General features: G+C 44.0%; 19 protein-coding genes. 12 read left to right on the top strand and 7 right to left on the bottom strand.

What is annotated here, in order from left to right; all coding sequences use genetic code 11:
* Positions 1 to 188: 188 nt before the first annotated feature.
* From FHS10_RS02065 to FHS10_RS02055, 3 genes are all read left to right on the top strand, one after another.
* The gene (locus tag FHS10_RS02065; RefSeq protein ID WP_259087181.1) at positions 189 to 704 is read left to right on the top strand and encodes a hypothetical protein; all 516 of its coding nucleotides are present in this window, start codon (positions 189 to 191) and stop codon (positions 702 to 704) included.
* 368 nt (positions 705 to 1,072) lie between these two features.
* On the top strand, positions 1,073 to 4,132 hold the full coding sequence (locus FHS10_RS02060) for a sensor histidine kinase (protein ID WP_259087179.1): 3,060 nt from the start codon (positions 1,073 to 1,075) through the stop codon (positions 4,130 to 4,132).
* Between the two features lie 3 nt (positions 4,133 to 4,135).
* Positions 4,136 to 4,876 carry a LytR/AlgR family response regulator transcription factor gene (locus FHS10_RS02055; protein ID WP_259087172.1) on the top strand — a complete coding sequence of 247 codons (741 nt, stop codon included), beginning with the start codon at positions 4,136 to 4,138 and terminating at the stop codon, positions 4,874 to 4,876.
* A 368-nt stretch (positions 4,877 to 5,244) separates the two neighbouring features.
* Here FHS10_RS02055 and FHS10_RS02050 read toward each other — a convergent pair whose 3' ends face one another.
* Positions 5,245 to 5,442 (bottom strand): hypothetical protein, encoded by a 198-nt coding sequence (locus tag FHS10_RS02050; RefSeq protein ID WP_259087170.1) that lies wholly within the window; start codon positions 5,440 to 5,442, stop codon positions 5,245 to 5,247.
* Between the two features lie 32 nt (positions 5,443 to 5,474).
* On the opposite strand from FHS10_RS02050, the gene FHS10_RS02045 reads away from it, so the two are divergent.
* The 9 genes from FHS10_RS02045 to FHS10_RS02005 all read left to right on the top strand — a co-directional run bounded on the left by FHS10_RS02045 (position 5,475) and on the right by FHS10_RS02005 (position 14,757).
* Positions 5,475 to 6,746: an OmpA family protein gene (locus FHS10_RS02045; protein WP_259087168.1), complete on the top strand. Its 1,272-nt coding sequence runs from the start codon at positions 5,475 to 5,477 to the stop codon at positions 6,744 to 6,746.
* Positions 6,747 to 6,802: 56 nt separating this feature from the next.
* Entirely contained in the window at positions 6,803 to 7,330 is a 528-nt protein-coding gene (locus FHS10_RS02040) for a hypothetical protein (RefSeq protein WP_259087166.1), read from the top strand.
* 106 nt (positions 7,331 to 7,436) lie between these two features.
* Positions 7,437 to 7,862, top strand: coding sequence for a hypothetical protein (locus tag FHS10_RS02035; protein WP_259087164.1), 426 nt, complete (start codon positions 7,437 to 7,439; stop codon positions 7,860 to 7,862).
* 267 nt (positions 7,863 to 8,129) lie between these two features.
* Entirely contained in the window at positions 8,130 to 8,735 is a 606-nt protein-coding gene (locus tag FHS10_RS02030) for a hypothetical protein (RefSeq protein WP_259087163.1), read from the top strand.
* Complete coding sequence (locus FHS10_RS02025) at positions 8,732 to 9,667, top strand: HTTM domain-containing protein (RefSeq protein WP_259087162.1); 936 nt, start codon at positions 8,732 to 8,734, stop codon at positions 9,665 to 9,667. Before FHS10_RS02030 ends, FHS10_RS02025 begins: the two co-directional genes overlap by 4 nt.
* 21 nt (positions 9,668 to 9,688) lie before the next feature.
* A complete protein-coding gene (locus FHS10_RS02020; protein WP_259087158.1) occupies positions 9,689 to 10,789 on the top strand; it encodes a hypothetical protein in 1,101 nt (366 codons plus the stop codon).
* Between the two features lie 10 nt (positions 10,790 to 10,799).
* Positions 10,800 to 12,251 (top strand): hypothetical protein, encoded by a 1,452-nt coding sequence (locus FHS10_RS02015; RefSeq protein ID WP_259087156.1) that lies wholly within the window; start codon positions 10,800 to 10,802, stop codon positions 12,249 to 12,251.
* A gap of 1 nt (position 12,252) precedes the next feature.
* A complete protein-coding gene (locus tag FHS10_RS02010) occupies positions 12,253 to 13,266 on the top strand; it encodes an RICIN domain-containing protein (protein ID WP_259087155.1) in 1,014 nt (337 codons plus the stop codon).
* Between the two features lie 402 nt (positions 13,267 to 13,668).
* The gene (locus tag FHS10_RS02005; protein ID WP_259087153.1) at positions 13,669 to 14,757 is read left to right on the top strand and encodes a hypothetical protein; all 1,089 of its coding nucleotides are present in this window, start codon (positions 13,669 to 13,671) and stop codon (positions 14,755 to 14,757) included.
* Positions 14,758 to 15,152: 395 nt separating this feature from the next.
* Here the strand turns inward: FHS10_RS02005 and FHS10_RS02000 are convergent, their stop codons facing one another.
* The 6 genes from FHS10_RS02000 to FHS10_RS01975 form a co-directional block, all read right to left on the bottom strand.
* On the bottom strand, positions 15,153 to 16,010 hold the full coding sequence (locus tag FHS10_RS02000; protein ID WP_259087152.1) for an HvfC/BufC N-terminal domain-containing protein: 858 nt from the start codon (positions 16,008 to 16,010) through the stop codon (positions 15,153 to 15,155).
* Positions 16,003 to 16,923, bottom strand: a complete 921-nt coding sequence (bufB, locus tag FHS10_RS01995) for an MNIO family bufferin maturase (RefSeq protein WP_259087150.1) — start codon at positions 16,921 to 16,923, stop codon at positions 16,003 to 16,005. Before bufB ends, FHS10_RS02000 begins: the two co-directional genes overlap by 8 nt.
* Positions 16,924 to 16,938: 15 nt before the next feature.
* Positions 16,939 to 19,053 carry a ferritin-like domain-containing protein gene (locus tag FHS10_RS01990; protein WP_259087149.1) on the bottom strand — a complete coding sequence of 705 codons (2,115 nt, stop codon included), beginning with the start codon at positions 19,051 to 19,053 and terminating at the stop codon, positions 16,939 to 16,941.
* Between the two features lie 17 nt (positions 19,054 to 19,070).
* Entirely contained in the window at positions 19,071 to 20,654 is a 1,584-nt protein-coding gene (locus FHS10_RS01985; protein ID WP_259087148.1) for a Dyp-type peroxidase, read from the bottom strand.
* 52 nt (positions 20,655 to 20,706) lie between these two features.
* A complete protein-coding gene (locus FHS10_RS01980) occupies positions 20,707 to 21,369 on the bottom strand; it encodes a hypothetical protein (protein WP_259087147.1) in 663 nt (220 codons plus the stop codon).
* 151 nt (positions 21,370 to 21,520) lie between these two features.
* Positions 21,521 to 22,432: a PorP/SprF family type IX secretion system membrane protein gene (locus FHS10_RS01975; RefSeq protein WP_259087146.1), complete on the bottom strand. Its 912-nt coding sequence runs from the start codon at positions 22,430 to 22,432 to the stop codon at positions 21,521 to 21,523.
* Positions 22,433 to 22,731: the final 299 nt, after the last annotated feature.

The following is a 22,731-nucleotide window of genomic DNA, read 5'->3' as shown; positions in this document are numbered from 1 at the left end:
TTAAAACAAATTAAACAATAAATAGATATTTGAATTTACAGCAATAAAACATTAGTAATAAAAAAGAGGCTGATCATGATTTATGATACAGCCTCTTTGTTGTTTATTGTTTTGTAACAATGCGTAATAAATAAAACCTTTTGTGTTTTTGCGGCTTCTTAATAATAATTAAACCAACACGTAAGATTATGAAACATGCATTCATTTTTGGCACCACCATATTTTTGAGCGAGCAGAATACGCTTACTTTAAGTGATGGTGATAACAGCACAGAATTTTTAAGGATCCTGTCATTTAACAACAATCAAAACGAGCATACTTCGCTTTGCATTAATGCAACCATATCCACTTTAGATGGCGGCATTGTACACGTTACAAACAACGTGATTGAGGGCCGCATGGATGTGCGTGCCGAGACGACAAGCAATCGCATTAAAGTATATCAAAATGGCCACGAGGAGCCGGTATTGGATGTTTACCAGCTTGATGAACATGAGTTTCATGGCTTATCTAGCCACATCCTCAACGAGATCCACGTACAGCGGCCTGATAAGGTACTCACCATAAAAGGCAATTTTAAAGTGGGCAGCACACATTTTATGATCGAGAACGAGAAAATGTTTGTAGATAATAATGGCTTCGCCAACGGTGTGGTCAATGCGCATAATGGAGTGATCTTATCGGCGGTGGATCACGACTTTTAATAGTATTATTATACTTGAAAGCTGGCCTCTCAAATCGGAAAGGCCAGCCTTCAACCTAAGGGTTTATGGCTCCTTTGTAAGGTCATTCTCCTTATTACCTTATAACCAGGCAGATTTGAAACAAATCTGGCGCGTGCTTAAACGCGTTATTAACAAAAATAACCAACCTTGTCAATACGGTGCTCATCCCCATAAATCTCTAATTGGGTATTGCTTATATGATGGGTTCGTATTTATTTTTTACACCCATCCCAACCGCTTAAATTACTACTGCTCAACCCAATGAAAATAAATTTTTATTTTCAAACCATATATTGTGCTACTTTTAAAGCAATATTTAAAACTAACCCTTTCCTAAACTTTGCCCCTTGCCTGTAAAAAAGCCTATATCACTACTTTTTCTTTTCCTGTTTTTAGCGGGTACACTTTACGCGCAGGTAAGTAAATCAAAATTACTTTTTTACCACATAAGCGAAAAAGACGGACTTAGCGACAACCTGGTGAGCTGCTTTTTTCAGGATAGTAAAGGTATGATGTGGATGGGCACATCTTACGGTCTTAACAGTTTTGATGGATCGGTAATAAATACCTGGCAAACAGATAATGCAACCGGCGACGACCGCCTGAAAAGCAACCAGATAAATGATATCACAGAAGATGGACAGCATGTAATATGGATGGCCACTGCCGAAGGTTTATCTTCGCTTGATCCTGCAACCAACAGCATTCATACCTATCAATCAAGCTATAACAACGTTATGCGCAGCTTATCCCGCGAGGGTAATAAACTATGGATAGCTACTGGAGGGGGCATCCTGGAGTTTGATATCGCGGGCAAATCATTCAAACATTATATGAATAATACGGATGACCACCGCGAGTTTGTAAATTTTGACAACGATGTTAATTCGCTTACTATAGATAGTAAGAAACGGTTGTGGCTGGCAACAGTAAACGGTGTTTGGATGTTTGACCGCGAAAAGCAAACCTTTGAACAGTACGATGACGTAAAAAATGACACCGAATTTGATGGCATGGCCAACACCATTTTTGAAGACCATAAAGGCCGGATATGGGTAGGTTGCTGGAGCAAAGGCGTAAAACAAATTATCCCCCAAACCCGGCAGGTGCTAAATTATAGCACTATTAAAGGTGCCCCAACACACGTAATGAGCATGGTTGAACAAGAAACCAATGATAACCATTACGCCATGTGGATAAGCGACAACCTTACTCAATTTAAAGAGCCACTGGATAAATTTGAGCACAACGACCTGAAACCTATTGTTGAAGCCGCGTCACTTGATCCACGATGTTTGTATGTGTCGCGCGATAATTTATTGTGGATCTCAACTGTAAAAGGCATTTATATGCTTGACCCTACCCGCCAGCTTTTTAAACATCATTTTGTAAATACACAGCCCAATATCACCAACCAGGAACCGGCTATTTATTATCGCGACGATAAGCTTTGGGTTGGCGGCGATAAAAATCTTACCCTGGTTGTTTATGACGATGCTTTTAACGTTATAAAAAACTATACCGGCGCTATCCGGGCCTTAGGGAATGAGTATGCTATGGATGCAGCAGCCGTGCTTAATATAGTGCCGTATGGCAAGGATGAACTTTTGATATCCACGTCGGCAGGTATTTTAAAACTTAACCTCCCTGCTGATAAGCTAAGCGTTTTATGTCATAAGGTAAACGAAACCGGCCAATACCCCTACAACTTTATCAACAACATTTTTGTAAATAATGGCAAGATCTGGGCTTTCCCCTGGCGGCGTGGGATATGGGAATATGATCCTAAAACAAAAAAATTCAGCGCTTTAGTAGTCAAAATGCCCGACTCCAATGATCAGCCCAAAGGCGTTAACATTGCTGATGCGGTAACCGACGACAGGGGTAACGTATGGCTTGCCGATATGGATTATGGGCTGATCAAATACACACCGGCGACTAAAAAATTCGAGCGTTTTATCGATGGTAACATTACCCCTTACAGCCGGGCGCTCAACATTGACTACATCAAAGGAAAACTTTGGGTGGTTGATAATACCAGCGTTGTAGCTATCGATCCTAAAAGTAATTTAAGCGAAAGCTGGCCTTTACCTGCAGGGATGAATAAATTTATTTATGAATACAGCGTAGATAACAGGGGCAATTTGTGGATAGCCACCAAAACCGGCCTGGTAGTTTTTAACATGACAACCCACGCGTTTAACCAGTACACCGAAGAAGACGGGCTCATTAACAACGATATGAACGGCAACTTAAGGATATTGCCCAAGGGCAATATGTTGTACATCGGTGAAAATTACTTTACAAGTTTTAATCCGACCGAACTATTGCGTAAGCCTTCAAAAAAAAGTTTATTACTTAGTAGTGTAAACGTCGACGAGCATAACATAACTGCTACCTTGCAACAGCCCTATATTGTACCTGCAGGTAGCAGAAAGATAATCTTTAACTGGGCGTTACTTAACTATACCAACCCTTTGCAAAACCGGTATTATGGTAAGCTGGATAAAATAGACAAGGATTGGAATTACGTAGGCAATAAAGGCAGCATCAACTACAACAGCCTGCCCGCCGGCACTTACACGTTCAGCTATAAGGCAGCCACATCTGATGGATTGGTAAGCGCCGAAAAGCATTTGATATTTATTGTGAAGCCACCATTTTGGAAAAGCTGGTGGTTTGAGATCATTTTCTGGTCGGTAGTAGGTATATCCCTATTCCTCATCATTCGTAATGAGCGCAGGCGTGAGCGCAAAAAAGCGGCCATCAAACTTCAACTATCTGACCTGGAGATGCGTGCCCTGCGCGCGCAAATGAATCCTCATTTTATTTTTAACGCACTTAACTCCATACAGGAATGTATTGTGAGCAAAAACACCAAAGCTGCATATACGTATCTCTCCAGTTTTTCAAAACTGGTAAGGATGATATTGGAAAACTCTGAAAAACAGTTTATCACCCTGGAAGCCGAGATAGAAACGCTAAGGCTGTACCTGAGTTTAGAAAAACTACGCTTTAACGACGATTTTGAGTTTGATATTCAAACAGATGCCAATATCCACCCTTCATTTATCAGGATCCCTACCATGATCATTCAGCCTTTTGCAGAAAACGCGTTATGGCATGGCCTGATCCATAAAAAGGGAGATAAAAAACTGACCATCAGCTTCATACAGGAGAAAGGCATATTACTTTGCCAGATAGAAGATAACGGCATAGGCCGCGAGCGCTCTGCAGAGTTTAAAACCATTAACGGTACCCAAAAACAAAGTATGGGCATCAAGATAACAGAAGAACGCCTTGCCCTGCTGCAAAACGAAGCCGCTATTAAAATAGACGACCTGGGGTCGGTCAATGGCCAGGCATCGGGCACAAAAATAACCATTAGCATACCTTTACAATTTTGATATATGTTGAAAGCCATAGTAATTGACGACGAGCCACGCGGGCGCAACATTTTGCTGCAGCTGATCAGTCAGAATTTTGAGCACATTAAGGTGGTGGCTACCGCCGCGGGTGCCGATGAGGGCATTAAAAAGATTGATATGCACAAACCCGATGTGGTTTTCCTGGATGTAGAAATGCCTGGTAAAAATGCGTTCGACATGCTCAAGGAATTGGGTAAGGTTGATTTCAAGATCATTTTTGTATCGGCACATAACCATTACGCGCTTAATGCTATCAAGCTTTCGGCACTTGATTTTTTGTTGAAACCTATCGACCTCGACGATCTGGCTAAAGCCATAGATCGCCTCTACGACCAACCCAAACAGGCCTCTCTGCAAGTGCCGCATTTGCTCAATCAGCTACAGCAGCCCAAAACCAATTTTGGCAAAATAGCCATCGCATCTGTAAGTGCTATTGAATTTGTGAACATTAGCGATATCATTTACTGCAAAGCCGATAATGTATATACCGATGTGCACCTGTGCGGTACCAGCATCACATCAACCAAAAATTTGAAAGAGTTTGATGATATTTTGCAGGCCCATTATTTTTTCCGCATCCACCACTCCTACCTCATCAACCTAAATCATATCAAAAAATACATTAAAGGTGATGGCGGTACGGTGGTAATGAGCGATAACACCGAAATTGAAGTAAGCCGCAGAAGAAAGACCGCCTTTTTAGACCAGCTGGCATCTATTTGATATCGGATTTCGGATGTTCGATTTCGGATTTATTTGATTTTAGATTTTCCTCACAAAGGTTGATAGGCCTAAAAGAATAAACTTTTTACAGGACGATACCCACAGTGTTCCACCGGAACGGGTGGAACACATGGAACAACTTTGTCGCTCATTTTCAAATATTTATGATTTTTAAAAAATCGAAATCATGGAACACCTTACCATCTAATTATCAATTCGTTAAGCCAAAAACAACAAAAACCATATCATTATTGTGTTTTTCTACACCGGCTGGCGAACACCTTTAATAGCGGCTAACCAGGAGCTTTAAAGAAGCCTTAAACTGTTAGTTTCATCGCGCAAAGTCGCTAAAACGCAAAGCAACTCATTTATTTGTTTTGCGTTTTAGCGACTTTGCGCGAACTAATTTCCCCAATATCTGAAAAATTGGTTCCTACAATTCCAGGTAAAAAAACATAAATAACAAGTAACAAATCCGTAATCGAACATCCAAAATCCGAAATCTCACCGCCACTTATTGCTAAAAATAACCACTTACTAAAAACGCCCGTAACCCATTTGGGCATTTGTCACTTTCGTGTTACCAAAAAACATCGAAATGAAAAAGACATTACCTGCCCTACTCCTGCTTTTTGCCTGCTTTACCGCGCACGCACAATTTGGTAACCTCCTTAACAGGGCAAAAGAGAAACTAAAAACCAAAGCCAACGCAAAAGTTGATCAGCACCTGGATAAGGCTACGGATAAGGTGGTAAACACTGCCGATACCATTTTAACCGGCACCGCAACCAGTGGCGGCACAGGCACTGCAACATCCGTTAGCAACACTACCACTGCAAATGTTAGCACGGGTGCCACTGTAAGCGCCGGCTCATCCCAAACAATGCCAAATTTCAAAGCATTTAATAATTACGATTTTATGCCCGGCGATAAAATCCTGTTTGAAGATCATTTTGAGGACGATCAAAATGGCGAGTTCCCGGCGCATTGGAACCTTGGCGCGGGGCAGGCAGTTGTGAATAACACCGGCGATATTAAATCACTTTTACTTACCGATGGTAATTTCGCGCATGTTAGTCCACTCATTAAATCCCCTTCTTATTTAGGTGAGGCATTCACCATTGAGTATGATAGCTATTTTAACGGTGGCTACGGTCCTCACATCTATTTTTACGGCAGCAATGCCGATGCCACCGCTGCGCACAACGATTTGGGAAACATTAATATGGCACCTGGATCTGGTATTGAGTTTAGTTCTGAAACCAGTAAGGTAGATTTGACGGGGAAAGCTCCCGAATCATTGAGCGGAGATAACGCCATCAACAAATGGCATCATATAGCTATAGCCTACAAAAAGAACCAGCTAAAGGTTTATGTAGATCAATACCGCATACTTGTAGTGCCCAACATCGGTATAACACCACATGCTATTGACATTGAAGGGATAGGCAATGCCGATCAGCCCATTATCATCGCCAATTTCAGAATAGCCAGCGGCGGCGGCATGAATATGTTGGGTAAAAAATTCACTGATGCCAAAATAGTTACCCACGGAATCAACTTTGATGTTGACCAGGCCACCATTAAACCCGAAAGCATGGGTACGCTTAACATGATCGCATCGGTACTAAAGGATAACCCCGAGATTAAATTCCAGGTTGGTGGCCATACTGATAACAGCGGCACACCTGCCCATAACCTGACCTTATCTCAACAACGCGCCGATGCTGTTAAAACGCAATTGATTAGTATGGGTATTGATGCCGCGCGCTTAAGTACCAAAGGTTTTGGCGATACCAAACCCATCAGCGATAATGTAACCATTGAAGGCAAGGCCAATAACCGCCGGGTTGAATTTGTAAAATTATAATCCCCTACCTGTGAAAAACAATTAATTAAATACACATCTATCAAACCACACATCTTATGAAAAAGCAATTTTTATTCTCAGCACTCATCGCGGGCCTGTTTATGGCATCGTGTTCCAAAGACAACAGCAACACCCCCACAGCCGTGGCAACAAAATTCACCTTCAGGGGTAAAGCTTATACCTCAAAAGGCCTTTACAGCACTTCGTCAACCACCGTCGACGCGGTTGTTGATTCGGCCATTGCCGATGATAACTCCACCAAACTAATAGTGAATTTCATTTTCAAAAAAGGCACCGCGGGCGCGGGTACATACGCCATTATTGGCGATAGCGATGCCACACCTACCGATAATCAGGTAGGCTTATTAGTTTTTGAAACCGATCTTAAAAACACAAAAAACGTGGGTCTTTATACTTCTCTTTCAGGTGGCTCGGCAGTGCTTTCAGGCTCGGGTAACACCTTCGCATTAAAAATAACGCAGGTTAACCTAAAGGGAAACTACTATGACAACACCGATCCAAAAAACACGCAGATTACAGAGGTGAGCACCTCTATTTCGGCAGCAACATTTACCAGGAATTAACCCCCAAACCTATTCATAGTTAATTACCGGAGACCAGAAACCGGCCAAAAACGGGGCGAAATCGAAAAGCCATACGAGTAGAACCAAAAAAACAACAAAACAAACAATGAAAAAATTATTATCGGTAATGCTGGGCATTACATGCATCGTGGCATTCTCATTTTTTAAAAACGCTCAAAAATTGGGCTTTACCAAATTAAGCACCAGCTTGTACACCGCGCACACCATAGTGCCCATGAGCGATGCCAACAAATCAAAATTAAAAGAAGTGTTTGCCAAAGAATATGGCATCAAAAACTTTAATCAGCAAACTACGGTAACCTACAAAAAAGTAACCGATTCAAAGTATCCAAAACTAACAGGTTACAGCGTAGCCGATAAAACCGTTGGTGCCGAAGTATTTACCGAAACCACAGTTAACAAACCGGTAGGCGAAGATCAGGAAGTAACTCAGCGCGGCATTTATGCATCAAGCGCCAGCGTGGCTTCTGTAGCCGCCATGACATCTGTACTTGAAGCATATAAAAATTAATTAGGGTGAGTATTGGCTGGCGGCTTAGGCCAATGCCATTAAGTTAACGTGAGTTCGATATAAGAAATGACTATCGTAAATCAAGAAAAGTATGTCATTTCGATTGAGCGAGGGCGGGATTGAGCGGCTGCGCGAAAGAGAAATCTTATACGAGATGCTATGATGGACTGCATATCGTATAAGATTTCTCCTCACCCTCTACTCCAGCCATCCGCTGTTCGTCGAAATGACATTTGGGAGTTCTTATATAGAACTGACGTTAACTTAATGAGATTGCGGCTTTTGCTGCCGGCCATATTCTTTTTTACCATGAAAGCCAGGGCAATTTTATTTACTATTTGGAGCAGGTTTCACATTGTTTTTATTGTGTTAACCTCGGTATATTTCGCATACGATAAAACCTGCCGGTTTTACAAGATAAAAGAACACGCCCCCGTACAATATTTTTACAACAACCTTTTTTTTAATGCCCCCTTCAGATACTATGGAAAACTGACTGCCGCCGGATCGCCTTATGGTTATTTTGCACCCAACATACGGGCAAGCGGATTGATCATAGGCGAAAGCGGTGGTAAAAAATATACCGCCCTGTTTAACGGCTTTGAGGCCGAGATGCGTTTTTCTGTACTGGCATCACACATTACCAACAACCTGATAGATGAGCGCGACTCACCTAATCAAAAATTAGAAGATCGTTTTATGGACCTGCTTTTTAAAAGCATAGCGGTCAATATCTATAATCAAAATAAATGCAACCAGGATAGCCTGTTTGTAAGCTATAACATTGTTGGTTTCCCTACTCTTAAGGAGTATGCTGCCGGCAACCGCCAACCCTATTTAATAAAGCTTAAGGAGGTAAAGCTTAGCAAATGAAAACCTTCATCAAAAACATTTTTAAACAACCGGCGGCATCTGTGCAAAACCCGCTATGGATGGTTTGCCTGCGTTGTGGCATAGCGTTAATATCGTTTGCCCATTTTATGGCTCTTCAACCCGATTTTGACAATATATTTTCGGCCCGTGCTTTTGTGCCGCCTGATATTGCCGATGCTACGCGCGATTTTTTGATCCCATCTATCTACAGTTTGCACAAAAGTATACAGGGCATTATCCCGGTGAACTATGAAACCACACTGTTGTTTTTCAGAATCCTTTATCCCGTAACGCTGCTGGCTTTATTAGCCGGTTTATTTACCCGCCCGACGGCTATATTATCCCTTGCCCTACACCTGTTGATCACCAACTCTATGGAGTATTACAGCTACGGTGTCGATCTCTTTACCTCCATCGCGCTGTTTTATTGCTGCGTTTTCCCGGTTGGTAGTTTATTTTCGTTGGATGCCTTATGGTTAAAAAAAAGACCACCATCTGCCGATAGGATCAGTAAATGTCTGAAGCTTTTCCAAATCCACGTTTGTATCATGTACTTTTTCTCGGGGTTAGAAAAACTGCTGGGCTACAACTGGCGCAACGGCGAATCCATCTGGCGCATGCTGCATGGTTACAACGCTACGGAATCCATTAATTTCGATTTTTTGTACAATACCCCTATCCCCTTGTTGATTGGCTGGTTTACCATTATCCTGGAGATGATGTATCCGCTGTTCATCAACATACCGCAAACCCGTAAATGGTGGCTTGCCGGCATTGTTATTTTCCACGTATCCATTGCTTTTTTTATGGGCCTTTACTTTTTTTCATCGGTGATGATCATCCTCAACCTCACCGCTTATTACATGCCTTTTGCTGAGGATAAAAAAACTGTTCCGGTTGCTCAATCGCACGCCGAACTTATAGAAGCCTGAAAATTATCAACCCTAAATAATATGAAAAAATTAGTTTACATCCTGTTACTGCTGCCATTAACCAATACCGTTAACGCGCAGTTTTTAAAGAAATTAAAAAGTAAGGTAAGCAGCGTGGTAGGCACTGCAGATACGCCACCGGCCACTACTCCGGCTGCCCCGGCAGATGGTAAATTTACCGACCCGGCCAAGTTTGGGATACTCATCAAAACCTACACCAAAGGCGAGATTAACACTGCCATGGGTGGCGAAGGCGGCGGTAATTTCGGGCTGCATTTTCTGTCATTTAAAGTGGTTAACAACCAGTTTGTGGCCCAGATTGCCGATGTGCTTGGTGTATACGATTACCAAAATGGCAAATTGCAAGCTACAGGGCAAAAGCCACCACTAAACATATCTTTTAATGATGCTTATAACGGCAGCGAAAAGGACTTTCAGAGCAAAGATTTTAGCAGTATTGACACCTACAACGCTACGTTAAAAAAAGGGCCGCATATACAAAGCGGCAGGCAACCGGGTAAAATAGACCAGGATTTTGTGTTTAACGGCAAATCTATGGGACGGTTTATGTCGGCTATGATAGCACATAACCAGGATTCATCTGTGGTGGTAGCCGCCGGGATGAGTTACGGAAAAGGCGTTAGCTACGTAATGACCAGTTCAACAGGGCAAACTATTACCCTGCCTGGTTTGGTAATGAGCGCGCCTTTGATAAGCCCGAATGGGAAGATGAGCGCGGTTATCAGTACAACCGCGGCAGGCAGTACAGCCTACCTCATGAACGGCACTAAAGTAGTTTTAGCCGATTACGGCGGTTTTGGCTGGATCCGTAACAGTGGTGCCATCTTTTTCCCGTCGGCCAGGGGGAATACCGTGTTAGTGAAAAACAACAAGGTTGCCCAGGTAATTCAATTCCCGATGGATCTTAAACAGTTATTTATTGGTGCAAATGATGATGCCTTTTGCTGGCCGGGCGATCATTGCCTTTGTTTTAGCGACAACACCAAATTTGAAAATGCCGATTTCCCGGTTAAAGTAACTATTAACGGGAAAGATGTAGTTTATTTTACCGCGGTTAATGTGATCACGGGCATGTTATACCTGTGCCATCATGATCTTTAAACCTGGGACCATGAAAAAGCACCTCATCATTATCATTTTGTTTTGCTGCGCGATAAAAAGCATGGCACAAACCGGCACGTTCAATTACGAGTTTAGTCCGCTCAACGGTGGCCCATCGGTAAAAAAATCGATAGCGGTGCCCCTGGTCAAATACAAAAATTACAACACCTACTGGTTTGTAAACCCCAATACCGGTGCCAGGCACCTGATGGTAAACGGATCATCAGATATCGGCATTATTATTTTAGATGACCGCGCCGATACCAACGTAGTTTACCAGGATAAATACCAGGGCGATCAGTTTAACATCCTTGGTAAAACCAAAACAGAATTTTATATCCACCCGGATAATGACCACCGGCCTATGCGCGTGCATTACAACATTTTTAACGCCGGCGAGATCTACCTGACATTTGCAGGTAATGCCGTTTATGACCAACCTGGTGCATCGCCGGGCACTATCGATCATGTTCATGGTTTTATATCGGGCACGCTGCAACTGTTTCGCGAACCTAAATATGAGCAAACCGATAAAATGCCCGGCTGTAACTGCGACCCTACCGTATACGCTAAGTTTTATGACGAGGAGATAGGACGTACACCATCAGCCTGTGAAAACGCATTATTATGGAGAGTTTTTAACGGTATTCAAAAAGCATTTAACAACCTGGTACCCGCAATAAGCTTCAGAGAAGATGCAGGAGGCAAAAGAGCGCCCGGCGATTTGATTTATCGCGAAACCGGGGCTACTATTGATGTTACAGGCCCCTTGTCTACAGTTGATCCCTGTAACCCTAATAACGAACGGCGCGCCGTGGTAAGTGTAAACGCGGCTACCCGGCCTTTTACGCAGGATACTTATGGACTGTCGTTTTTTAAATTACCCGATTTTAATAACGGGCCGCTTAATGTACAATCCTACAGTAAAAAGATCGGGGCCTTGTCAGATTCAACTTCCCGCCTGCTTAAGGCCAACAAGATCACCGCCCTGCAGCAGCAAAAGATTATGCTTGAAGGCATGCAAAAGCTAAGCACCAGCATGCCCGATACAAAGCAGATGGAAATGGAGGGCAGTGTAAAACTAAAAGTGATCATCAATTCATTATATGCCGATGAAGCAGCGCGCGGTGTAACCGGTGAAAGGTATCGGCCGGTTGTACGGCATACCATACCCGGCTCGGCTTTTGATATTTATGTACCCGCCCATCGTGATGAGGATGGTTCCTGGACACCCAATAAAGTTTATATCTACTACGGCAAATTCAATGTGGTAAACTCAGGGGCTGCCGGAGGTAACAGCATCAAAAGTATTACTCCTGTTTACGCACCCACTGTTAACAAAATCACTGTTTTTAATTTAAAGGTGATGGTAGAAGGCGGTAACGACCTGATTGCAAAAGTACTGGCCAATATCGACCTTAAAAACATTCAGCAGCTTATTGATAACCCTAAAACCAAATGATATGAAAGCCAAATTATTCATCTGCCTTTGGGCAGCTTTTGCATTTGCGGCACCCCTGCGTGCACAACAGCAACAACAGGTATATGATGTTACCGATACCCAGCCCGCAGAGGTGAACGGGCTTACCATGGGTTACCACATTAACAGCGAAGAAGTAAAAAAAGTAAGCGATAAAGGCGATTTCAGTAGGTTTTCGGTAAAATTTTTTGTGACCAATACCTCGCCCGAATCAAAGATCATTTTGTACCGTACCGGGTTTATATTATTGAATGAGATAGCGCCGTACATTGTTCAGTTTGATGTTTTGAACGCAACCGGCGCACGTTTTACCTCCAAACAGGCAACTTTGCAGGCAAACCCCTGTACTGTACTTGCGCACGTTGATGATAAAGACTCCAAGGATCAAAACAAAACGATAAAAACCAAACGCTTTGTTGATATCGGTTACTGGATAAAAGCCGGCGAAACTATTAGCGCAACCGCTATTGTGATTGTACCGCTTAATGAAAAACCGAAAATAACGGCCACCTACCTCATGAATGCCGGGTCGCCGGTGGGTACGGTGTTAAACACACAAAACGCCGGGGTGTTGCCGCCACCACCACCTGTATCATATGGATTTAACAGGGGCTCTTTTTATGCTATTCGTAACAGTTGGAAGGGCACTTATGTAGATAACCGCGCCGGTTTTTTAAGTACCAACAATACCGATCAAACCCACGTGAACCTGCAATGGGAAATAATCCCCGTTAACGGGGCCAACTATTACATTATTAAAGCCAAGGGCATGTACACCTGCTTAAGCAGCGGCAAACCGGGTACTGTCGAGCTCAATACCAATACCCAATACGCCGGCAGCATGTGGTACATTGAGCCTGTACCTAACTCCGATAGGGTAAGGATCAGGAATGTAGGTAACAGCACCTACCTCAATATGGAAAGCGGCGCTTTACAATGCACCGCCATATGGGATGATGCCGAAAGTTCGCGCTGGGTACTGGAGGGGGGAAGATAGAATCAAGAGGTTAGAATCAAGAGTTAAGACCTAAGGCAAAAAAATGATTGATAAAAACACGTCATTGCAAATTTTAAATCCGCGGGCTGTGGAGGAGAGCATGTCGTAAACCGGGCGCAGAAGACTCACCCCGACGAGGCTCCGCCCGTCTGCCCCTCTCTCCGACTGCGTCGCATAGAGGGGCTAAAAAGTTTTTTGTTTTCCCTACCCTCTTTGCGGCTTTAGCCGGAGAGAGGGTGGTCCAGCGAAGCGTAGCCGGGATGAGTTGTGGCCAGCGTTCAAGCGAATGGTTGAGTAAAACCGGATACTTCATGGGTAGGCACGAAACAATCCTGCAACATCAAAATAATAACCGTCAGAGTAATAACCAAAACAAGCATCAACATAAATTAAACCTAAAGAATGAAAAAGATATTCTTAATAGCAATTGCCATCTGCAGTTTACAGGCCGCAAAAGCGCAGCAATATACCCCGCAACAGCTTGATCAGGCTATTGCCCGCAGGGCGGTGGCGTTTGCCTTAAAACCCGACAAAGAGATTGTAGAAACAGGCGAGCAGATCCAGGTCAATGTTGAATTGCAGATCTTCCCCGGCGATCCGGCAACCATGAACCCCGGCGACGCCAATTACGGACAGGATTATCGGTACGATACCAGCAACCCCGCAAGCGAGCCTTACAAAATAAAAAACTGGAAAATAATGGAGCAGGGCGCGGGCACCCTAAACGTAAACGATGATTTTGCTACTTACAAAGCGCCGGCTACCATTCCCGCCGGCAGATGTGCAACCATCAGTGTTGAACTGGTGCCCAACCGCCCGGGCCTGGCAAAAATAATATTGCTGCAAACCATTTATATTGAAGACAATCCTATTGTATTTTACTTTGATGCCCCAACAGCAGGCATTATGCAGGAAAAGTACATTATAAAACCAAACGATAACCAAATGAACCAACTGGCAGGCATGCAGTTACCGCCAAGTGCAAGCGCCGCCCAACAGGCAAAAATGGCCGCTTTGCAAGCTCAACTTGCCCAGGTAACCCAACAGGCCCGGGCTGCCACAGCAGCTAAGGGCATTAATATGGATGTAGCCATGAGCAATGCCAAGGCCATTTACGCACGTGAAAGCAACATTACTACCATGCAATTTATGGGCCATTTTACGGTAACAAAAAATGCAAGGTACGCCGGCGTAAAACAAATTATGTTCACCCTTACTTTTAGGGGGATGGCCCCTGGGCAATACGCCATAAAGCGGGCTAAAGAAAACACAGCGTATATGATATACACCGATAACCAGCAAGCCTTTGGTTGCGCCAATGATCCTAAAAAGAACCCCGACGAAAAAGGGATTCACTGCGCAGGCGGCAATATCAATATCGTAAGCTTTACCGACGGTACGTTCAAGGGCACGGTACACGCCAAACTGGAAGGTTACGGAACGACGGGTACACTTGATGGTAAGTTTACTGTGAAGCTGGCAAATATGTAGGGAGGAAGCGGAAGGCTTAAAGCAGAGAGCGAAAAGGGTGATTGATAATGAAGGGAAAATGGCAAAGCGACGAAAGACTTACGAAGTTTTCAAAACTTCGTAAGTCTGGGAACTACAACATGTCATGGGTAGCCGTCGAAGGATAGCGGGTAAAGGCCTCTTCGCACGAGTCTTCGAAAGGCTCAGACTGACAGGCCCTCCCACGTCAAAAACAAATGCGTTTAGGTGTTGGGACAAAGCAATTAAGCTTTTTAAAAACAGCACAAAAAGCCAAAGGCGGGAAGCTTTAGGGATAGAGTATAAACGGGACCAACCCGATATATTTTATGCTTCCCGTCTTTGGCTTTTATCATTATCAGCCTACTCCTATCGTTTAGTTTTACCGAGTAATGATCTTATTGAAAGTAAATAAGCCCATTTGTTTGAAATTTGGGAAGCCACAGGTAAACATCGGCCATCAGAGTTGATGCCGGGATCTTACAAAATGATGCCGTAGTGTTAATAGCATCGTACAGGGTATCACCGGTTTGGATTAACGTTAGCAGCATGTGCTGGCTTTCGGTGATATCGTACATGGTAACCTTGTAATTTTTACGACTTACCGCCGTGAACGTTTTTTGTGGCGATGGCAGCTCATACTCCTCATCCCGATAAACCGAAGTAAAAAATTTGACCATCGGAAAATCCAGTTCCAATAACTGCAGACAGCCGGGAGTAGATACCCTCAAGGTGTTAAATAAAATATCCTGAACACTAATTTCATGTCCCAGCTGAGGTTTATCCTCCGTTCCGGGGGCACGCATAGCTTCCTGCCGGGCTCGTTCCAGCCGGGCCAGGGCAATGGGGATGGCCATAAACTCTTCGAATGCGGGGTCACTTTCCTCCTGCGCGGGCGGCATTGTTTTAGCTAAAAATGTAGGGAAAGCCTTACCCAAATCATACAAGGTAAAAGATGTGGAAGGATGATAAAGCAGGTAGGCTTTGGCAAAACTGTCAAAAACCTCATCACCCATAAACTTTTTGCTGATGGCATAATCGGCATACATACAATCTAACAGGCGCAGCAAATAGCCAGACGCGTAAACATTTAACCGGGCGTATACGGATGCTTTACCCTGGTCGCTCACCACTTCGGTTTCATCCAGGCCATGCATATGCCTGGCCTGCCCCAGTTTTTGGGACAAGTAACCTGGTGTGGTGACTACCGTTTTGAGCCAGTTTTGCAATAATGCCAATTTTTGCCCTTTAGCCATTTGCCGCTTGTAGTTGAAAATTGACAGGATTTGATACCGGCTCCTGTTCTGACCGGTTAACACCCTGAACCGGGATATTGCCTTTTAAAGCTTCACGGGCCTTATATAGTTCAATCAACAGATCCGGGTAATCGGGTATTTTGGAATCCCATTCTAACAGGGTGCTCACACCTCCTGTTAATTGTTGCGCCTGAGCGTACAGTTTCCAAACTTCGGATGGCACGGGTTGGTCGTGGGTATCAATCAGTAGGTCGCCGCAATCCGTTGGGCCGGCGATATGCATTTGTACAATGTGCTCGTGAGGCAGGCTATTGATGTAGTTGGGTGCATCAAACCCATGGTTATTGGCCGATACAAAAACGTTATTTACATCCAGTAATAAACCGCATCCCGTAGTTTTGGCCAATGACGACAGAAAACCCCATTCGGAAATAGTTGATGCTTTAAACTGCAAATAGGTTGATGGATTTTCCAATATCAGCGGTCGCTTCAAATAATCCTGAATCCGCATTACGCGTTCGGCAACATGGGTAAGGCTTTCCTGCGTCATGGGCATGGGTAGTAAATCGTGTGTGTTGGTGTACGCAACACCTGTCCAGCATAAATGATCGCTGATCCATACTGGCTCAATCGCTTCGGCCAGCGCCTTCAGTTTTTCCAGGTATTTAAAGTTGATAGGATCGGTACTACCTACAGATAACGATACGCCGTGCATTACTACCGGTACCTGCTTGCGCACATGCATCAGCACATGGCGGGCAAAGCCAAAATCATCCATAAAGTTTTCGGTGATGATCTCAAACCAGTCAACCTGCGCCGGATTATGGAGCAGGTAGTTAAAATGTTTGTTGCGTAAACCCACGCCCAGGCCCAAATTGGGTAGGCCAAGGCGTGGTAAAACGGGTATATTCATCGGGGGTATTATTTTTTAGGTTGATGGTGGAAATGCCAAACGCAGATCACTTGGTTTTGGTTTTTCGGGAACCGGCAGGCCGCGTTTTTCTAAAACAGCGCGGTAGGCTTTCCAGGCTACATCATAAACCAGCTCCCCTTTTTCGTACTCCAAAATCCCGAACGATTTTGGTTTAAAACCAGGTTTATCGCCAAAATCATAAAGCTGCATACGGTACTCCTCCCCATCCTTTAGAGCAGGGTACATTTGTGATGCCGAAATAGGCACCGCGCAACCACCTAAAGTTTTGCAGGCATTATCTGCCGGCGGGCTAAAAGGTAAGGCCGCGTTAGCCTCCAGCCATCCGGGCTGCGTTTTGTAAAACGCGGTGGCTTTGCCGCCGCACAGTCCTCCGCCGGTAGTTAACTGAACAAAGCCGCAGCCACCTTCGGTTTTACAATCATTTGATCCTTTACAGGTATGGTAAATGGCCGTTGTTGCACAGGTTTCGGGATCATCCTTCAAGGTATCATCCAGGCTCATGCCCTGGCAGGCATGGTAAAGGTGCTCGGCGCGGTCTATCGGTTTATCATCCGGCGAGGTAACACCTAAACTTATATCTGGTGCTTTACCAAAAACAGCCCAGCAAATAGATATCCTATCGCCAGAGCCCCCCATAGATGGGTATGGGAATTTGGTTTTTGGATTCTTAAAATAGTCGTTAAGTACCTTGGTTACGCCGGCTATTGCACCGGTTGAAGCACGGCTAAACAACTCAAAGTTTTTACCATCGGCTGTGTCATTAAGTTTTAACCGGTTTAAAGCACCTGCAATATCGCCGGAAGCCGGCAGTTGCGGGTTGTGTGCCGGGTTATAAACCGCGGTCTGCAATGATTCTGCCGACCAGGAGTTCCCTGCCGCATGCCATTGATCCCAGGTGGTAATATCGCCCTTTTCAATCAGCTTCTTTACAAAACCAAAAGTTTCAAAATGATCCATTTTACCAAATGTATGCCTCGCGTCGGCTTTAGCAGATGGCGCATCGGCACCTGTAGCAGTATATGACGGGTATTTATTTTTTAATACAGGGCAACTTGGCCTAAACTGTTCCTGCACAGCACTCAGGTTCATTGGTGCGTTGGCGCTTTTATTTTTATTCATCCGCTCCAGGATCTCTTTAATTACGCCGCCGCCTTCACCCTGATCGGTAATACCATTAATCATGTTCATGGCATCCAGCAAGGCAGCTTCCGATTCGGTGTTTTGAATGCTGGTAGCTATGTGCGGATATTCGTCATCCCCGGCGTCTTTGGCATCGCAATCGTTTGTATCAACTATTGGATGTGGTTTTACGGGCGGATCGATCCTTTCGGGGTTAAAGATCTCCTTTTGTACCGCAGGGCCTCCATTCACTTTTCCTTTTTCAAAAACAATATCCCAAAGTGTTAAACCATCGGTATAGGTTATAGATAGGTAATTCCACAATTGCAGGTACATGTTTCCTATCGATCCAAACCATGGCAAATCTGTACCCGGCTTCCAATTATCAAATGGCGCTTTTTGGCTGTACTTTGCCATTTTATTGGGGTCAATAACTTTTTCCGCGTCGCCCTCGGTTTCCTCAATGGCCAAAAACAGTTCCATTTGCTCCAGGTTCATTGGGCCGGTTTTAACTTTTATTTTATTGAATGGCTCAACGCAATCTTCAAAATCCAGGATGTGAGGCAGCACGGTTTTATCAGCGCCATAACATTTCCAGGCGTAGGTTTCCTCGTCCTGCAGTGGCTCGCAGGTAAATTTAGGTTCGTAACCTACCACCTTGGCCAGGTTTGATATAATTTGCAGGTGCAGCATTTCGGCCACAAAAACGCTAAACACGGCATTAAAGGCCTTTTCATTATCTGTGGTGGGGTTGGCGGTTGCAGCCATACCCGGCCAGGTACGGCCAAGGTAAAAATCATTCCCTTTGCTGTTCATCTCATGCATTCCCTGCAGGGAGTACAACGAGGTCATATACAATGGGATGGTAAACAACTCAACGTTAACGGCGGCCTGCACAATGGCATGCAGGGCCTGTTCGTCAACCTCTTTAAAAGACACCGGCCGATTCTTCAGCCGGTCGTCGTGCGTAAATAGTAAGGTACTTTTCATGTTTAAAGTATTAAGTTTTATGGCTGTGGTGTAAGTGCAGGCGGGATTACGCCCCTGGATAAGCATTCCAATCCGGTTATCCCCGGCAAAAACAAAAACATACTCCCATCGGTACGTACAAAACGTTCAAGTCCCGGCACTCGTTTATAAGGCTGATCGGTTGCCCCTTCAGGCAGGTAATCAAATTCATTGTACTGCGACATTTTTTTATTTGGCGGCCCAAATAACGGATCGAAACCGCTTTGATTGGGACTTTTATCGGCACCTGGCCTAAAACCACCCTGATTTATCCATGTTTGCATTATAAACTGGAATTGCTCAGTTAAATTAGAACATATGAATAAGCCGATTAACCCTCTTTGGATACCCGCCGGTTCGTTTTCAACATAATCCGGCCCATACGGCCCTGCCCTGCGCATGATGCGCCGCGACTCGGCATAAGCCGGCAATCCTTCAGAATTTACATTACCCTTTACCTTGGCGTCATCGCGCGGGTTGGTGCGCCTGATATGGGCGGCATAAGGACACACCTGGCCAAGGTCGTCATTCCCTCCTCCCTGCTGGTTTAGCGTAGGTTCGATATAATTAAAATTAGTAAAATCAAAATCCTTAAGATTCGGATTAGGCTTATCCGGCGATACTATCAATGGTGTACCATCAAACCAACGTCCACACATTTTAGCGGCCATCAATTCGGGAGTAATGCCGTTTGTTTTGTTGTTTATAAAGTTATTAAATGCCTTCACATCCTGGTATAATAGCCTAAATGCCGCAAAGCTTCCGTTTTGAAGTAATGGATGTGCATTATACCTTGGGCCGTCGGGATTTTGGGGATACCTGTCTAAACTGATAGCAAAGTTATAAGGCGGTACCACAGGGCGGTCATCTACTGTACTTTTGCCCAGCAATAAACGCCCGGTGGTAGTATTCCATGGCACTTTGCTTAATCTTGGCTGAGAAAAACTATCCTTATATCCAAAATGGATATAGTCATCCCCTTTGGGTAAAGGCACCGAATCCTTACTAAAAACAGAAACCATCGATGGCTTATTTGCTGCCAAAGGGATCATTTTTAACAATGTTTGGTAATAACTCTCAAGGCTATCTGCATTGTGCGCAAAAAGGCTGACCTGAATGTGCAAATCAGAGCCGTTTGCAACAGGCTCTGAAGGTGCTTTCCATCCACCCGATCTTTTCCACCATAATGAAGGCGCACTATCATCGGTATCGCCAACCCTTCCGGCGTTTACAGCCGCGCCGGATTTAAATAGCTGAAAAAGATCAAAACTGCCGCCGGCAACTGTGTTAAATTGTTTCTCGCCAATAAGTAGCTTAAGTCCAAATGAGGTTACGCCCACATTTAAACAATAGCCAGGTTTTTCACCATTTTTCCAGGGCGTTGCAGTAGTAATATTCAATGGCGCATTACTGCCAGGTAAAATTTCCTTTAAAAATGCCTGTGTTCCGGCAACGTCATTTATAGTAAATATAAGATAACGCACAAAGGCGAAATTATAACCGCGCAATATCAACCCCTGTATATCACTAAGCTGAAGCGTGGGCTCAGCATTCATTTCAAGATCATTTGCATTGCTGTTCATAAAAATGGATTTATATAATTAAAGCCCGCCATTCGGCAGGCTCTAATTATTATTAACACTCGGGTTGCTCAGAATCATCAAACGTTATGTCTACCGGGGTTGATGGCCAAAGGCTTTCGGCATCAGGGTAGTTTTGCAGTATGTTACCTACAGTTAAACCGGGGAAGGTTCCGCCAAACAAGTATTTTTTATTCTTCATACCCGTTGTAGCTGCCGGTATTGTGGGGTCGGCAAAGTTATAACGCATCAGTAAACAGTTAAAAGCACCAGGGTTGCTTTGCACACCACCTTTTGCCAGGATATATGCGGCGGAAGTTGGGTCCGATGGATCAATAATACCGGTTTCATCCATTATGGCTAATACAAAGTTAAGCCCTTTTGCGATATCACTATCTTCAACAAAAGAACCAATATATGGTGCAAAATCAGCATCATAAATAGCCTGGACTACTAATAAGCCTCTGTCTTCCATCGCCTGAAAGCTTGGAATTGGCAGGCCGGCGCTTTTGCCATGTTCCAGGATGTAAAACAGAAAAAAATGCACGCCTGTTGCCGCGCGCCTGTCATCGCCAGCGGCGTTTTTTGCCAGCAATGAATTTTTAAGACCGGTAACCACTTCAGTGATGGCTTCTGAAGGGCCTTTTTTTACAGGTAAAAACAAGAAAAGCAAGTGCTGCTGTTCGGCAGGGGTAAGTTCTGTGATGGGAGATGCCATGATTATTAAAATTCAGGTTGATTTTCATACCTACTCTATTAAGGCTTTTCGGTTTTCGCCTGTTGGTTTCGTTTAAAAATTAAAAGCAAAGTTTTCCTGTTTAGCATTTTTTAATGCTATTAATCCTTCGTCAAATATCACCTTTGGTTGTTTACAGCAGCTTGGAACCGGTTACGTTGCCAAACCTGTAGCTTATACTTACTTCATGAGTGGTTATATTTACACCGCCCAGGTTATTTGATGATGTACCAAACTGGTAGCTATATCCTACCTTAAATGCCTTGCCAATAACCGATAACATTGCTGCTGCTTTTTTATCGGTACGGTAATTTAGCCCTACTCCCAGTTGTTCTTTAAGATATAAGGTACCAGACACATTGGCCAGTACCGATGAGCCTCTTACATAGCTTACCAGTGTTGCCGGTTTAAATTTCACATCGTCACTTACGTCGGCAAGGTAGGCACCTGTAAAGTAGTAATGGGTGCGCAGGTAATTGGCCTGCTGCTCTGACGCGTTGCCCAAACTGCGAATGGTTAATTCAGGTACCGATAAACCAAGATAATAATTGGCGCTGTACAGCATCACCCCAAACCCAATATTGGGCTTGGTTTCCCTTACATCATTCATAAACTGAGGGTCAGATGCGTCAAGTTGCGAGTAATTACCTACATAATTGCGCACACCCGCGTTTAATGATACAGCCAGGTAATCGCTTTCTGTTAGCTGAATACTTTTTGCAAAAAAGGCGTTAACCTCAACCTGGTGTTCAATGGCGGCCTGGTCATTAAGTACATATAAACCAGCCGCTCCGTTTATAGATTCGATAGGAAAATTGGCGTTTACCATAACACTGCTTGGCGCACCGTCAATCCCAATAAATTGCTTACGGCCCAGCACACTTACCGATCCGGCTTTGTCCAGTACCGAATAGGCTGGGTTTATAGCAGTAAGATTATCGGCATACTGGCTGTAGCTGTATATCTGTTGCTGCGCAAAAACCTTGCTGTAGCTCATCGATATCAGCAAAAAACTAAATACTATAATTATTTTTTTAGTAAACATGTACATTTAATATGATCGCGCTATTTATTGAGTATTGATATTTTTCGGGCTTTATTACCAGGGCCATATATGTAAATTGACACATGGTAAAACTTAAGTAATGATAGGTTGAATTATTGAGTTACCAAAAGTGCATATTCACCTAAATCAAATCTTTTTTCAGGCTGATTTCCCCCTTTTTCACACCATAATATAAGGGTGAATACCTGCTTAAAAAAAAGCGTCTACACCCTTCGTGTCTTTTCAAATTCTGTCTCAGCTATAATTAACCCTTAACAATAGATAACCCCGGCCGTTGA

It is taken from the genome of Mucilaginibacter dorajii (genome assembly GCF_024808255.1).
Classification (GTDB): Bacteria; Bacteroidota; Bacteroidia; order Sphingobacteriales; family Sphingobacteriaceae; genus Mucilaginibacter; species Mucilaginibacter dorajii.
Note: the sequence above shows the minus strand (reverse complement) of the source record. Positions and strands in the feature narration are given on the sequence as shown.